12 protein-coding genes and 2 pseudogenes are annotated in these 14,179 nt (G+C 70.4%); 4 read left to right on the top strand and 10 right to left on the bottom strand.

The window, feature by feature from the left end:
* Position 1 precedes the first annotated feature (1 nt).
* Positions 2-1,606 (bottom strand): choline dehydrogenase, encoded by a 1,605-nt coding sequence (locus IPK81_05370; GenBank protein ID QQS13662.1) that lies wholly within the window; start codon positions 1,604-1,606, stop codon positions 2-4.
* An 89-nt stretch (positions 1,607-1,695) separates the two neighbouring features.
* Positions 1,696-2,016, bottom strand: coding sequence for a hypothetical protein (locus tag IPK81_05375; GenBank protein QQS13663.1), 321 nt, complete (start codon positions 2,014-2,016; stop codon positions 1,696-1,698).
* 17 nt (positions 2,017-2,033) lie between these two features.
* Here IPK81_05375 and IPK81_05380 point away from each other — a divergent pair, with 17 nt between their 5' ends.
* The 3 genes from IPK81_05380 to IPK81_05390 all read left to right on the top strand — a co-directional run bounded on the left by IPK81_05380 (position 2,034) and on the right by IPK81_05390 (position 4,866).
* A complete protein-coding gene (locus IPK81_05380; protein QQS13664.1) occupies positions 2,034-2,336 on the top strand; it encodes a hypothetical protein in 303 nt (100 codons plus the stop codon).
* A 31-nt stretch (positions 2,337-2,367) separates the two neighbouring features.
* On the top strand, positions 2,368-3,615 hold the full coding sequence (locus IPK81_05385; protein ID QQS13665.1) for an FAD-dependent monooxygenase: 1,248 nt from the start codon (positions 2,368-2,370) through the stop codon (positions 3,613-3,615).
* A 111-nt stretch (positions 3,616-3,726) separates the two neighbouring features.
* Positions 3,727-4,866 (top strand): sterol desaturase family protein, encoded by a 1,140-nt coding sequence (locus IPK81_05390; GenBank protein ID QQS13666.1) that lies wholly within the window; start codon positions 3,727-3,729, stop codon positions 4,864-4,866.
* A 179-nt stretch (positions 4,867-5,045) separates the two neighbouring features.
* On the opposite strand, the gene IPK81_05395 is transcribed toward IPK81_05390, so the two are convergent.
* From IPK81_05395 to IPK81_05415, 5 genes and pseudogenes are all read right to left on the bottom strand, one after another.
* A complete protein-coding gene (locus tag IPK81_05395) occupies positions 5,046-6,251 on the bottom strand; it encodes a CoA transferase (protein QQS13667.1) in 1,206 nt (401 codons plus the stop codon).
* A gap of 325 nt (positions 6,252-6,576) precedes the next feature.
* A complete protein-coding gene (locus IPK81_05400; GenBank protein ID QQS13668.1) occupies positions 6,577-7,743 on the bottom strand; it encodes an acyl-CoA/acyl-ACP dehydrogenase in 1,167 nt (388 codons plus the stop codon).
* A gap of 38 nt (positions 7,744-7,781) precedes the next feature.
* Positions 7,782-8,579, bottom strand: a complete 798-nt coding sequence (gene pcaD / locus IPK81_05405; GenBank protein QQS13669.1) for a 3-oxoadipate enol-lactonase — start codon at positions 8,577-8,579, stop codon at positions 7,782-7,784.
* 52 nt (positions 8,580-8,631) lie between these two features.
* Positions 8,632-9,400: pseudogene (locus tag IPK81_05410) on the bottom strand (glucose 1-dehydrogenase).
* A 25-nt stretch (positions 9,401-9,425) separates the two neighbouring features.
* A complete protein-coding gene (locus IPK81_05415; GenBank protein ID QQS13670.1) occupies positions 9,426-9,746 on the bottom strand; it encodes a hypothetical protein in 321 nt (106 codons plus the stop codon).
* Positions 9,747-9,919: 173 nt separating this feature from the next.
* Between IPK81_05415 and ettA the strand changes: the two are divergent.
* A pseudogene (gene ettA / locus IPK81_05420) lies at positions 9,920-11,597 on the top strand (energy-dependent translational throttle protein EttA).
* Between the two features lie 237 nt (positions 11,598-11,834).
* Here ettA and cysE read toward each other — a convergent pair.
* The 3 genes from cysE to IPK81_05435 form a co-directional block, all read right to left on the bottom strand.
* Positions 11,835-12,635 carry a serine O-acetyltransferase gene (gene cysE, locus IPK81_05425; GenBank protein QQS13671.1) on the bottom strand — a complete coding sequence of 267 codons (801 nt, stop codon included), beginning with the start codon at positions 12,633-12,635 and terminating at the stop codon, positions 11,835-11,837.
* Between the two features lie 131 nt (positions 12,636-12,766).
* Positions 12,767-13,351, bottom strand: a complete 585-nt coding sequence (locus IPK81_05430) for an ABC transporter substrate-binding protein (protein QQS13672.1) — start codon at positions 13,349-13,351, stop codon at positions 12,767-12,769.
* A gap of 19 nt (positions 13,352-13,370) precedes the next feature.
* The gene (locus IPK81_05435) at positions 13,371-14,102 is read right to left on the bottom strand and encodes a VacJ family lipoprotein (protein ID QQS13673.1); all 732 of its coding nucleotides are present in this window, start codon (positions 14,100-14,102) and stop codon (positions 13,371-13,373) included.
* Positions 14,103-14,179 lie beyond the last annotated feature (77 nt).

Genomic DNA, 14,179 nt, shown 5'->3' on the forward strand with positions numbered 1-14,179 from the left:
CTCAGGCGGCCGCCTTGAGCAGATCGGCGCATTTCTCGCCGATCATGATCGCGGCCGCGTTGGTGTTACCCGATACGACCTGCGGCATGATCGAGCAATCGGCCACGCGCAGAGCGGCGACGCCGCGCACGCGCAGCTGCGGGTCGACCACGGCCATCGGATCGTGCTCCGGGCCCATGCGGCAGGTGCCGGCCTGATGGTGCACGGTGCTGCCCGTCCGCTTGGCGTAGTCGAGCAGCTCGTCGTCGCTCTGGACGCCGGGGCCGGGCACGACCTCGGCGGCGATCCACTCTCTCAGCGCGGGCTGCTCGGCGATGCGCCGCAGCAGGCGCATGCCGGCGACCATGGTCCGCCGGTCGACCTCGTCGGCGAGGTAGTTCGCCACCATCGACGGCGCCTCGCGCGGATCGGCGGAGCGCAGCCTCAGGCGGCCGCGGCTCTGCGGCCGCGACTGGTTCACGATGGCCGAGAAGCCGGGGAAGTCGTGCAGCTCGGTGATCTTGCTCGCGGTCGAGAACGGCATGTAGTGGATCTGCACGTCGGGATCGGCCAGCTCCGGCCGGGTGCGCGCGAACGCGCCCGCGACGCCGGCGCCGATCGCCATCGGGCCGGACCGCGTCAACGCGTAGCGCGCGCCCATCGCCAGCCTGCCCAGCCAGTTGCGGTTGAAATCGTTGATCGTCACGGCGCGGGTGGCGCGCCACGCGATGCGCGCCAGATAGTGGTCGTGCAGATTCTCGCCGACGCCCGGCAGGTCGCGCACCGGCGTGATCCCCATCTCGCTGACATGCGCCGCCGGTCCGACGCCGGACAAGAGCAGGATCTGCGGCGAGTTCAGCGCGCCGCCGCACAACACCACCTCGCGGCCGGCCTTCGCGACGTGCGAGGCGCCGGCGGCGCTGTAGCGCACGCCCGTCGCGCGGCCGTCGACGATCTCGACCTTCTCGGTCAACGCGCCGGTGACGATCCGCAGATTGCGGCGCCCGCGCGCCGGGCCGAGATAGGCGCGCGCGGCGGAGCAGCGGCGGCCGTGGCGCTGGGTCTGCTGGTAGTAGCCCGCGCCCTCCTGCGCCGGTCCGTTGAAATCGTCGTTGCGCGGCAGACCGGCCTCGACGGCGGCGTCGACATAGGCGTCGGCCAGCGGATGGCGCCAGCGCGTGTCGTCGACCCCCAGCGGGCCGCCGCCGGCGTGCAGCGCGTCGTCGCCGCGCACGTTGCCCTCGGCCTTGCGGAAATACGGCAGCACGTCGTCGAAGCCCCAGCCGGTGTTGCCGAGCTGGCGCCAGTAGTCGTAGTCGCCGGGGACGCCCCGGATGTAGATCAGGCCGTTGATCGAGCTGGAGCCGCCCAGCGTCCTGCCGCGCGGCCAGTACACCTTGCGCCCGCCGAGATGCGGCTCGGGATCGGTCTCGTACTTCCAGTTGACGCGCGGGTCCTCGAAGGTGCGCGCGAAGCCGATCGGCACGTGGATCCAGACGTGGTTGTCGGGCGGGCCGGCCTCCAGCAGCAGCACCTTCCACGCCGGGTTCTCGCTCAGCCGGGCGGCCAGCGCACAACCCGCCGATCCCGCGCCGACGACGATGAAATCGTAAATCTCCTCAGCCATCGCCGCTTCTCCTCCCCCCGCGGCCGCGCCGCGCCGGGGGACAATAGCGCATCCCCGCCACGGGGCCGCAAGCGCGCGCCGGCGTCGCCTCAGGGACAGTCGGCGACGACCGTCGAGGTCGCGTCGGACACGAGACGGTAGTACGCCGCCCGCCCGGGCACGGGGTGGAAGCGGTCGAACGCCGCTTTGGTCGTCGCGAACCGGGCGGCAAGCCGATACACCCGCGCATTGCCGTCGCACCCCCAGGCGACCGCGCCGAGCGCGACGGGCGACGTCGTCACGACCGCGATGGCGTCCGGCGCCAGAAGCTCGATGGCCAGCGGCGCCCGCCCCTCCCGGCGATAGGCGCCGCCGCCCGCGGCGGAGCGTGGCGGCCGCCGGCGCGCACGCCTATGCTGGGCGCGCGCCAACCGCCGGAGACCCGACCATGCCCGCCCATGTCCGCTTCATGCTCCGCCACGCCGGCATCGGCTTGACGCTCGCCGCGGTCACCGTGGCCGGCATGCTGTGGTTGGACGTGGCGCATCTGCGCGCCTTGACGCTGGGGACGGCTCACGGTCCGCTCGGACTGGCGCTGCTGACGTTCTTCATGGGCCTGACCTTCGGAAGCGTGCAGATCGGCGCCGCCGTCATGCTCACGTCCGACGACGACCGGCCGCGCGGCCATGGGCGCCGCGTCGCCGCGATCCCCGCGCCGTCGATGCTCGGCGCCCTCGGCCGTCGGCGGTAACGGAGGGCCTCCGTCGGCGCGCGCCGGCGGAATGGCGCCGCTCGCCATCGGCGTGGTCGGCTGCGGCGTCGCGGGCCAGGCGGCGGCGATCCTCGCGGCCGGCGACGGCCACGACGTCACGCTGTTCGAGCGCTTCCCCACGCCGCGCCCGGTCGGCGCCGGACTCCTGCTGCAGGCCACCGGCCAACGCGCGTTGCAGCGCCTGGGGCTGCTCGACGGCGCGCGCGCCCTGGGCGAGCGCATCGACGGCATCGACGCCCATACGAGGCGCGGCCGCGTCGTGCTCCACCTGCGCTACGAGACGCTGGCGCCGGGCATGGCCGGCCTCGGCATCCACCGCGGCGCGTTGTTCCAACTCCTGCACGACCGCCTGCGCGCGACACCCACGCGGCTCGAACTGGGCGTCGAGATCGCCGGAATCGAGGAAACGGCGCGGCCGCGCCTGCGTCTCGCGGATGGTGGCGCGCGCGGTCCGTTTGACGTGCTGCTGGTCGCCGACGGCGCGCATTCGGCCTTGCGGGCGGCGCACGCGCCGCGCCACGCCGCGCGGCTCTATCCCTGGGGGTGCCTGTGGGCGACGGTGCCCGACCCGGAGGGACGGTTCGCCGGGCGCCTGCGCCAGCGCGTGCGCGACACGCGGGTCATGCTGGGCGCGCTTCCGGTCGGCCGCCGGCCCGGCGATCCCGCCGCCGCCCGCGAGGTCACGCTGTTCTGGAGTCTGCCGGTGGCGGCGATGGACGCGTGCCGCGCGCGCGGGCTGGACGCCCTGAAAGCCGACATGCGGGCGGAATGGCCGGACCTGGCCGGGCCGTTGGAGCGCGTCGCCTCGTTCGACCAGCTCAGCATGGCGACCTACCGCGACGTCCGGCTGTCGCGCTGGCGCGCGGGCCGAGCGGTGTTCATCGGCGACGCCGCGCACGGCACCTCGCCGCAGCTCGGCCAGGGCGCCAACATGGCGCTGCTCGACGCGCTGGCGCTGACCACGGCGTTGCGCCAGCGCGACGGCGACGGCGAGGCGGCCATCGACGCCGCGCTGGACCGCGCCGAGGCGTGGCGCCGGCCGCACACCGATGCGTTCGGGCGCATCAGCCAAATGCTGACGCCGTTCTACCAGTCGCGCCTGACGCCGCTGGGCTGGGCGCGCGACCTCGCCTTCGGCCCGTTCTGCGCCTTGCCGCCGACTAGGAACCTCATGCTGTCGGTCCTTGGCGGCGTCCGGCGCGGCTGGATCGGACGCTTCCCGATGGCGGCGGACGGAATGCCGGAGCTGCCGTATTAGCGGCCCCCCCCCTCACCCCGCCATGTTGTTGCCTCCGTGTCCAAAGCGCGGCACCTTGCGGCCAAGGCCGCCGCGTCGGCCGCGCCCCTCGTGGATCTGGAGCCCCTCCGCATGCAGACGCCCATCGGCAGATCATTGTCCGCGCCGGCCGCGTCGCGGCGTCTGGGCAGCGGCTGGCTCAGCGGCACCGTCGCGTTGTTCCTCGGGCTCGTGTCGCTCGGCGCGGTCCTGTGCGTGCGCTATCCCGCGCTGCTGACGATGCCGGAGCTGCGCGAGCTCTATCCGCTGGCCTCGATCCGGGCGGCGATGCACGTCGTGATGATCGTGGCCTTCGCGCTCGGGCTGGTGAACATCATGCTGGGCCGGCACGCCGCGCTGGGCGGCGCGGCCATGGCCTGCGTGCTGGCGGCGGTCCTGCTCGGCGGCTGGAAGGTCGAGCCGGTCGGCGAGCTGACCAGCGGCGTCTACCTCGGCCTCGACTGGTTCCTGCTCAACCTGATCGCCTTCTCCGTCGTCTGGATACCGATCGAGCGGCTATGGGGGCGGCTCACCGACCAGGCGGTGTTCCGCGAGGAATGGAAGGTCGATCTGTTCTATTTCTTCCTCAGCGGCCTGGCGATCCAGTTCCTCGCCTACGTCACGCTGAAGCCGGCGATGACCCTGTTCGAGAACACCGACTGGCGGCTGCTGCACGAATGGGTCGAGTCGCAGTGGCTGCCGCTGCAGTTCCTCGAGATCATGATCGTCACCGACCTGGTGCAGTACGGCGTGCACTACGCCTTCCACCGCGTGCCGTTCCTGTGGCGGTTCCACGCCGTGCACCACTGCGCGGCGAACATGGACTGGCTGGCGGGTTCGCGCCTGCACCTGCTCGACATGCTGACGGTGCGCGCGACCACCGCCATACCCATGATCATGCTGGGCTTCGCCGACACCGCGGTCTACGCCTACCTGAGCTGGGTGACGTTCCAGGCGACCCTGGCGCACGCCAACGTGCGGTGGAATTTCGGGCCGTTGAAATACGTGCTGACCACGCCGCAGTTCCACCACTGGCACCACGCCGCCGACCAGGAAGGCATCGACAAGAACTTCGCCATCCACCTGCCGATGATCGACAAGGTGTTCGGCACGTTCTACCTGCCGGAGGGCAAGTGGCCGACCGCCTACGGCATCGCGCCCGATCCTGTGCCCAAGGGCTTCTTCAAGCAGTTCCTCTACCCGTTCTTCCCGCGCGCGCTGGAACGGAAATAGGCGGCGGGCGGACACGGCGCGATCAGATCGGGTCGTCCCGTCATCGCACCTGCCGGCGACCTGTCCATTCTGTCATCCCGAGCGCGGCGAGGGATCCAGGGTCCGCGCCTGGATCCCTCGCCGCGCTCGGGATGACGGTGAGAGAACGGAAGGCCGAAGGTGTAGCCGGGCGAAACGCGTCACCCGAACTTCGGGATCTGCAGCGCCTGGCAGGCCATCAGCGCGTCGATCTCGCCCTGCGCGTAGCCGTATTCGCGCAGCACGTCGGGACCGTCGGCGCCGATCCGCGGCGCGTGCCGGCGGAACGAGGTCGGGGTTTTCGAGAAATCGAGCGGGCTGCCCACCGTCGTGATCGGCCCCTCGGTGGGATGCTCCCGCCGGGTGAAGAAACCCGTCGCCTTGAGGTGCTCGTCCTCCAGCACCTCCTCCAGCGTGTTGGCCGGCATGGCGGGAATGTCGGCCTCGTCGAACAGGCGCAGCCACTCCGCCGTGGCCCGCGGCTTCAGCAGCTCGGCCAGCACCTGGTAGAGCTCGTTGTAGTGCTGCGCGCGGGTGGGTCCGTCCTTGAAGCGCGGGTCGGCCGCGAGATCGGGCCGCTCCGCCAGCTCGAAGAAGCGCTCCCAGTGCTTGTCGGTGTAGGGCAGCGCGCAGATGTAGCCGTCCTTCGTGGGGAACGGCAGGCGGAACTTGTTGATGATGCGGTCGTAGCCCATCGTGCCGGTCGGCGGATCGAAGGTGCGGCCGAACAGGTGGTCGGTCAGCCAGAACGAGACCAGCGTCTCGAACATCGGCACCTCGACCATCTGGCCCTCGCCGGTCTTCTGGCGGTGCACCAGCGCGCCCAGCACCGCGATGGCGAGATGCAGGCCGGTGGTCTTGTCGGCCACCAGGCTGGGCATGAAGCGCGGCGGGCCGCCGTCGACCCGCGACTGCAGCGAGGCGGCGCCGCTGGCGCCCTGCACCAGATCGTCGAACGCCGGCTTGTGGCCGTACGGGCCGGAGCGCTTGTAGCCCAGCGAATAGGCGTAGATCAGGTCGGGCTTGACCTTGCGCAGATCGTCGTAGCCCAGCCCGAGCCGCTCGATCGCCTGCGGCCGGCTGTTGTGGATGAAGATGTCGGCGGTCTCGACCATCCGCTTCACGACCGCGACGGCCTCCGGCTTTTTCAGATCGAGGCACACCGAGCGCTTGTTGCGACCGGCGGCGATGTAGATCGGCCCCATCTTGGGCGACGGGCCCTTGCCGGAGTTGCGCAGCAGATCGCCCTCCGGCGGCTCGATCTTGACCACGTCGGCGCCCATGTCGGCGAGATGCTGCGTGGCGAACGGCCCCAGCAGCACCGCCGTCAGATCGACGATCTTGATCCCATCCAACGCGCCGGGCATGTCCCGCATTCCTTTCACTCAATGACGCATCACGGACGACCCAAAAGAAAGCGACGTCAGCGCCTCAGAGGTTAGTCGACCAATTCACTTCGTCGAAGCGGCCAGCACCGCGACTTCACCGATCGTAAGCACTCCATTCGAACGGCGGGCGTCGATCGGTATGCCCGATGACGAGAATGCGCGGCCGACGCGGCGTCGGGTCAACGACCTCCGTAACCTCCGGTGGGAAGTCCTCAACATCGCGCGCCCAAATTGCGATGCCGCAGATGACTGCGGCGATGGCGAAGGCAACGATGAGAGGTTTGCGCATATCGTACCGCCGCCCTCAGTACGATTTCGGCAGGCCCAGCACGCGCTCGGCGATGTAGCAGAGCACGAGCTGCTCGCTGACCGGCGCGATGCGCGCGATCATCACCTCGCGCAGGAAGCGCTCGACATGGAACTCCTTGGCGTAGCCGTAGCCGCCATGGGTCAGCACGGCGCGCTCGCAGGATTCCCACGCGGCGCGGCCGGCCAGCAGCTTGGCGGCGTTGGCCTCGGCGCCGCATTCCTTGCCGTTGTCGTAGAGCCACGCCGCCTTGAAGGTCAGCAGGTCGACGGCCTCGAGCTGGGCCCAGCTCTCGGCCAGCGGATGCTGGATCGCCTGGTTCTTGCCGATCGGCCGGCCGAACACCACGCGCTCCTTGGCGTACTGCGTCGCCTTGGCCAGCGCGGCGCGGCCGATGCCCACCGCCTCGGCCGCGATCAGCACGCGTTCCGGGTTCAGGCCGTGCAGGAGGTAGTGGAAGCCCTTGCCCTCCTCGCCGATGCGGTCCTCGAGCGGCACCTTCAGCCCGTCGATGAAGATCTGGTTGGTGTCGATCGCCTTGCGGCCCATCTTGTCGATCTCGCGCACCTCGATCTTCGAGCGGTCGAAATCGGTGTAGAACAGCGACAGCCCGTCGGTCGATTTGCGGCACTGCTCCTTCGGCGTGGTGCGCGCGATCAGCAGCATCTTGTCGGCGATCTGCGCGGTGGTGGTCCACACCTTCTTGCCGGTCACGATGTAGCCGTTGCCGGCGCGCTCGGCCTTGGTCTCCAGCGCCGTGGTGTTGAGGCCCGCGTCCGGCTCGGTGACCGCGAAGCAGCCTTTGACCCGGCCCTTGATGATGTCCGGCAGGATGCGTTTCTTCTGCTCCTCGGTGCCGAACACCACGATCGGATTGGGTCCGAAGATGTTGAGGTGGATGGCGGAGGCGCCCTGCAGGGCGGCGCCCGACGCGGCCACGGTCTGCATCAGCAGCGCCGCCTCGGTGATACCCAGCCCGCTGCCGCCGTACTCCTCCGGCATGGCGATGCCCAGCCAGCCCGCATCGGCCATGGCCTTGTAGAAATCGTGCGGGAAGCCGCCCTCCTTGTCCTTCTTCAGCCAGTACTTGTCGTCGAACTGCGTGCAGAGCTTGGCCACGCTGTCGCGGATAGCGAGCTGCTGCTCGTTGAAGCCGAATTCCATGGCGTCGTCCCTTCCCTACGTCCGTTCCGCCGCGCGCCTCAGCGCCGCGCCCACAGGAACGACATCATCGCCTTGTTGAACGCCGCCGGCCGCTCGACGTTGGGCAGATGCCGCGCGTCGGCGATCTCCACGTAGGCCGCGCCGGGGATCTTCGCCGCGATGAAGCGGTTGCGGTCCGGCGGCGTGCCGGGATCGTCGTCGCCGCAGACCACCAGCGTCGGCACCGCGATGGTCGGCAGCCGCGCCTCGAAGTCGAAATTCTGGATCGCCGCCGCGCAGCCGAGGAAGCCCTGCGCCGTGGTGCCGACGATCGTGTCGCGGATCTGCTTGAAGCGCGCCGGGTTGGCCGTCTTGAACGCCGGCGTGAACCAGCGGTCCATCGAGCCGTCGGCCAGCGTCGACAGCCCGCCGGCGGCGCGCACCGCCGCCTTGCGCTCCTCCCACGACGCCGCCGCCCCGGCCGGCGAGGCCGGCAGCGTGTCGCACAGGATCATCGACAGCAGCCGCCCGCCGTGCTCGAGCGCGAACGCCTGGCCGATCATGCCGCCGATCGACAGGCCCATGTAGTGGGTTCTGGCGATACCGAGCGCGTCGAGCGCCTTGACCACGTCCTCGGCGAGCGCCGCCATGGTGTAGTCGCCGGCCACGGGATCGCTGCCGCCGTGGCCGCGCATGTCCAGCCGCAGCACGCGGAAGCCGGCGGCCAGCAGCGCCGGCATCTGCTCGGCCCACATGCCGCCGTCGGATTGCAGCGAGTGCGTGATGGTGATCGTCGGCGCGTCCGCGTCGCCCACGAGGTCGCAGTAGATGCGCCGGTCGTCGATGTTCAGGATCATGGCGTTTCCTCGTGATTCTTGGTTCGTCCGTCGTCGGCGCGGCCCGCGCCGTTCACATCGCGCTGAGGCCGCCGTCGATGATCACCTCCGAGCCGGTCATGAAGCTCGATTCGTCGGACGCCAGGAACACCAGCGCCCAGCCGACCTCCTCCGGCCGGCCGAGTCGGCCGATCGGCACCTGCCGCCCCAGCTTCTGCTGCATGACGGCGTCGCCCATGCGCACGCGGTGGCGGTCGAGGATCGGGGTGTCGATGAAGGTGGGGCACGGAGTTGCAGCGGATGTTGTAACCGCTCTTGGCGCAGTGCAGGGCCACCGATTTCGACAGCAGCCGCACGCCGGCCTTGGCCGAGTTGTAGGCCGCCATGTTGGCGCCGGCGATGATGCCGGAGATCGACGAGATGTTGATGATCGAGCCGCCCAGCGCGCCGGTGTGCCTCTTGATCTCCTTGACGCCGTGCTTGCAGCCGAGGAACACGCCGTCGAGGTCGATGGCGTGGACCCGGCGCCACTCCTCCAGCTCGATGTCCTCGACCGTCTTGGTCAGGCCGATGCCGGCGGAGTTCAGCAGCACGTGCAGCGCGCCGAACCTGTCGACCGCGCCGGCGATCGCGGCCTTCCACTGGTCCTCGCTGGTCACGTCGAGCGGCAGGAAATGCGCCGCCGCGCCGATCTTCGCCGCGACCGCGCGGCCCTTCTCCTCCTGGATGTCGGCGACCACGACCCTGGCGCCCTCGCGCGCCATAAGGACCGCGGCGCATTCGCCCAGCCCCGACGCGCCGCCCGTGATCAACGCCACCTTGCCGTCGAGCCGTCCCGCCATGCGTCCGTTCCTCCCGATGCCCGTGTCAGCGCGCCGGACAGCGCCGCTGGATCTCCGTCAGGATCCGCGTCTGCGCCTCGCCGGCCTGGTTCAGCGCGATCTTCTCCGACACCGGCAGCGGCCGCACCACATCGTAGGCGCAGTCGCACTGGCGGCGGACGACCGCCTCCTGGGCGCCGGGCCGCTTCAGCGCGGCGTCGACGCAGCTCGAGCGGAAGCTCTTCTCGAACGACGCCTCGAAGGCCGGGCCGCCGGCCTCCATCGCGCTCTTGACGATGAAGTACCCGCCGACCAGCAGGAGGCAGACGACGCCGACCGCGGCCGGCACGACGAACTTCGCGCGCATCCCCATCTCCCCCGCGCCGCGGCGGACCGCCCGGCGGCCGGCATTTAAGGCGAAATCGCCGGGTCGAGGAAGCCGGCGCGCGCATGGCCGCCGCGTTGCCGGCGCGCCTCCGCTCCGCTAGAGAATGCGCCGCGCGCGCCACGGGGCGCGGGCGGGACCGCCGGAGCGACGAAATGGCCGCGTATCAGTACGTCTACGTGATGAAGGGTCTGTCCAAGACCTATCCCGGCCGGCAAGCAGGTCCTCAAGGACATCTGGCTGAGCTTCCTGCCCGGCGCCAAGATCGGCGTGCTCGGGCTCAACGGCGCCGGCAAATCGACCCTGCTGCGCATCATGGCCGGCAAGGACGACAATTTCACGGGCGAGGCGTGGGCCGCCGAGGGCGTCAAGGTCGGCCACCTGTCGCAGGAGCCGGAGCTCGACGCCTCGAAGGACGCGCTGGGCAACGTCATGGACGGCGTCGGCGAGCTGGCGCAATGGCTGAAGCGCTTCGACGAGGTCTCCAACGCCTTCGCCGACCCCGACGCCGACATGGACAAGCTGCTGGCCGAGCAGGCCGATCTCCAGGAGAAGATCGACGCCGCCGAGGGCTGGGACCTGCAGCGCACCGTCGAGATCGCCATGGACGCGCTGCGCTGTCCGCCGGGCGACGCCGACGTCACCAAGCTGTCGGGCGGCGAGCGCCGCCGCGTGGCGCTGTGCCGCCTGCTGCTCAGCAAGCCCGACATGCTGCTGCTGGACGAGCCCACCAACCACCTCGACGCCGAGTCGGTGGCGTGGCTGGAGCGCTTCCTCGCCGAGTTCCCCGGCACGGTCGTCGCCATCACCCACGACCGCTACTTCCTCGACAACGTCGCCGGCTGGATCCTCGAGCTCGACCGCGGCCAGGGCATCCCGTGGGAGGGCAACTACACCTCGTGGCTGACGCAGAAGGAGCAGCGGCTGGCGCAGGAGGAGTCCAAGGCCGACGCCAAGCGCCGCACCCTGCAGCGCGAGCTCGAGTGGATGGGCCAGAGCGCCCAGGCGCGGCGCAGCAAGAGCAAGGCGCGAATCGCGGCCTACGAGCAGATGCTGGCCGAGGGCGAGCAGCAGAGCCTGGAGAAGGCGCAGATCGTCATCCCGCCGGGTCCGCGCCTGGGCGATCTGGTGATCGAGGCCGAGAAGGTCTCCAAGGGCTTCGGCGACCGCCTGCTGATCGACGGGCTGAGCTTCAAGCTGCCGCCGGGCGGCATCGTCGGCGTGATCGGCCCCAACGGCGCCGGCAAGACGACGCTGTTCCGCATGATCACCGGCCAGGACAAGCCGGATGGCGGCTCGTTCCGCGTCGGCCCGACGGTGAAGCTGGGCTACGTCGACCAGTCGCGCGACTCGCTCGACCCGAACAAGAGCGTCTGGGAGGAGATCTCCGACGGCCTCGACGTCCTCAAGATCGGCAAGAGCGAGATGCCCAGCCGCGCCTACTGCGGCGGCTTCAACTTCAAGGGCGCCGACCAGCAGAAGAAGGTCGGCCTGCTCTCGGGCGGCGAGCGCAACCGCGTGCACCTCGCCAAGATGCTCAAAAGCGGCGCCAACGTGCTGCTGCTCGACGAGCCGACCAACGACCTCGACGTCGACACCCTGCGGGCGCTGGAGGAGGCGCTGGGCGACTTCGCCGGCTGCGCCGTGGTGATCAGCCACGACCGCTGGTTCCTCGACCGCGTCGCCACCCACATCCTCGCCTTCGAGGGCGACAGCCAGGTGGTGTGGTTCGAGGGCAACTTCCAGGACTACGAGGCCGACAAGAAGCGCCGCCTCGGCGCCGACGCCGACCAGCCCCACCGCATCAAGTACAAGCCCCTGACGCGGGGCTAACGACGCGTTCCCTCGATCGATCCAGTCGTCCCGGCAATTTCTGTCATCCCGAGCGACGCGAGGGATCCAGGAGCGGCGCCTGGATCCCTCGCGTCGCTCGGGATGACATTTGGAGAAGGACAGGCGGCACGGTCGATCGGCGGAGCCGGGCGCCCGTCGACCCGAAATGAAAACGGCCGGTCGCGGGGACCGGCCGTTCGTTCGAGTCGCGGGCGGCGCGCGCCGCCCGCGCGGCGATCAGATGCGCTGGTCCATCTCCAGCGCCGGCTCCGGCACGTCGACGCAGCCGACGATGCGCGCCGGCACGCCGGCGGCGGTGCACCCGGCCGGCACCGGATCGAGCACCACGCTGCCGGCGGCGATCTTGGCGCAGACCCCGATCTCGATGTTGCCCAGCACCTTGGCGCCGGCGCCCAGCAGCACGCCGCGGCGCACCTTCGGGTGGCGGTCGCCGCGCTCCTTGCCGGTGCCGCCCAGCGTCACGCCGTGCAGCATCGACACGCCGTCCTCGACCACGGCCGTCTCGCCGATCACGACGCCGGTGCCGTGGTCGATGAAGATGCCCTTGCCGATGCGGGCGGCGGGGTTGATGTCGACGCCGAACAGCGAGCTCGAGCGGCTCTGGAGGAACAGCGCCATGCCGCGGCGGCCACGCCCCAGCAGCCAGTGCGCGACGCGATGGGTCTGGAGCGCGTGGTAGCCCTTGAACCACAGCACGGGGTCGAGATGCGACGTGCAGGCGGGGTCGCGCTCGTAGACGGCCATGACGTCGGCGCGGGCGGCCACGCCGATCGACGGGTCGGCGTCGAACGCCTCCTCGATGCTCTGGCGCACCAGCATCGCCGGCGTCTCGTTGGTGCCGACGGTGCGCGCGAGATGGTAGCTCAGCGCGGATTCGAAACGCGGCTGGCTCAGGACCGTGGCGTGCAACAGGCTGCCCAGGGCCGGCTCGGCGCGCGCCATCTCCTGCGCCGCCTGGCGCACCGCGTCCCACACCGGATCGACGCTCGCGACCTTCTTCAATGCGGACTGGTCCATGATCTACTCCCGAATGCCCGGCCCAAGACGCCGGCTACCACGCCCCAGCAGACGCTTCCGGGGCCCGGCGGGCAATAGACCCTCGCGCGAATTTTACGCGCGCTCGGGCGAGGTGGATTTGCGCGAACGCCTCAGCCGGAGCGGCGCTTCAACTCGGCGATGAGGCCGTCGATGCCGTTGCGCTGGATGTAGGCGTTGAAATCCGACCGGCGCGTGATCGCCATGCTGATGCCTTCGACCGACACGTCGACGATGCGGCCCCCGACCAGCTCCCAGACCAGCTTGATCGGCGGCCCGTTGACCTGGATGATCTGGGCGTCGACCAGCTGCGCGCCGCCGTTCTGCGTGACCTTGCCGACCTGCAGCGACTGGCCGCCGTACTCCTTGAAGCGGTTGGAATAGGCCCGCACCTCGGCGCGTTCGAACGCCTCCATGAAACGCTGGCGCTGCTCCTCGGTCGCGGCGTTCCAGTGCCGTCCCAGCACGGTGCGCGCGATCGACGGAATGTCGAAGCTGTCGCGGAACACCGCCGTCAGCGTGCGCTCGCGCTCGGCGTCGGTGACGCCCGCCTTGACGGCGGCCAGCACGCGGTCGGCGGCGCCGTTGATCACGCCGGCGGCGTCCTGGGCTAACACGGTCCGCGCGCCCACCGCGGCGCCGGCGACACCAAACGTCAGGCGCGCCATGCCGCGGCGCGTCATCAACGTCCTCGACACGATCCCCTCCGGATATGAATCAGCGCGCGAGCCCAAGCTCGGCGCGGCCGCCCACCGACAGCGGCAGGGCCGCGGTCGCGACCACGCCGCGCTGGCGGATCTGCGCGGCGCGGCGCTGCGTGTAGGCGCTGCGGATCGCCGTGTAGTAGTCGACCGAGTTCTTCTCGATGTCGTCGAGCGCCTGCAGCGTGCGCGACCGGCTATCGATGGCGTCCGCGCCGGTGCGCACGTAGAGCAGCCAGTCGACGTCGAAATGGTGCGCGGCGACGCGGAACGGGTCGACCAGATGGTCGACCAGAAGGCCGACGGCGTCGCGGGCGTTGGACGGTCCGACCAGCGGCAGCACCAGGTACGGACCGCCATCCTCCGGCGGCGCCTTCGCCCAGACGCCGATCGTCTGGCCGAAATCCTCCTTGGTCGGCGGCAGGCCGATATCCTTGGCGACGTCGAACAGGCCGAGCAGGCCGATCGTGGAGTTGACGATGAAGCGGGCGACCGTCTGGGCGGCCCGGGTCGCCTCGCCCTGGGCGAGCTCGTTGATCGCGGTGACCGGCTCTCCGAGATTGTTCAGCGCGTTGCGAACGCCGCGCTGCGCGCCGTTCGGCGTCAGGTCGCGGTAGGTCACCGCGAGCGGCCGCAGGATGAACGTGTCGAGCGTCTTGTTGATCGCGAACATGAACCGGTTGGGCGTCTCCAACGGATCCCACGCGTCGCCGGATTCGGGCGCCGACGCGCAGCCGGAAACCAGCATGGCGGCCACCGCGATCGCGGCGACGCCGCGACGGATCCCCGTTACACAACCACCGAACATGCCGATTGTTCCCGCCA

The organism is Rhodospirillales bacterium (assembly GCA_016699855.1).
In the GTDB taxonomy this organism is placed as follows: Bacteria; Pseudomonadota; Alphaproteobacteria; order Reyranellales; family Reyranellaceae.

Excerpts from the sequence above, each read along its gene's own strand:
- IPK81_05380 (QQS13664.1), top strand. The coding sequence starts at position 2,034 with ATGCCCGCCCATGTCCGCTTCATGCTCCGCCACGCCGGCATCGGCTTG.
- pcaD (QQS13669.1), bottom strand. The coding sequence starts at position 8,579 with ATGATCCTGAACATCGACGACCGGCGCATCTACTGCGACCTCGTGGGC.
- cysE (QQS13671.1), bottom strand. The coding sequence starts at position 12,635 with ATGGACCAGTCCGCATTGAAGAAGGTCGCGAGCGTCGATCCGGTGTGG.
- IPK81_05415 (QQS13670.1), bottom strand. The coding sequence starts at position 9,746 with ATGCGCGCGAAGTTCGTCGTGCCGGCCGCGGTCGGCGTCGTCTGCCTC.
- IPK81_05435 (QQS13673.1), bottom strand. The coding sequence starts at position 14,102 with ATGCTGGTTTCCGGCTGCGCGTCGGCGCCCGAATCCGGCGACGCGTGG.
- IPK81_05370 (QQS13662.1), bottom strand. The coding sequence starts at position 1,606 with ATGGCTGAGGAGATTTACGATTTCATCGTCGTCGGCGCGGGATCGGCG.
- IPK81_05400 (QQS13668.1), bottom strand. The coding sequence starts at position 7,743 with ATGGAATTCGGCTTCAACGAGCAGCAGCTCGCTATCCGCGACAGCGTG.
- IPK81_05390 (QQS13666.1), top strand. The coding sequence starts at position 3,727 with ATGCAGACGCCCATCGGCAGATCATTGTCCGCGCCGGCCGCGTCGCGG.
- IPK81_05385 (QQS13665.1), top strand. The coding sequence starts at position 2,368 with ATGGCGCCGCTCGCCATCGGCGTGGTCGGCTGCGGCGTCGCGGGCCAG.
- IPK81_05395 (QQS13667.1), bottom strand. The coding sequence starts at position 6,251 with ATGCCCGGCGCGTTGGATGGGATCAAGATCGTCGATCTGACGGCGGTG.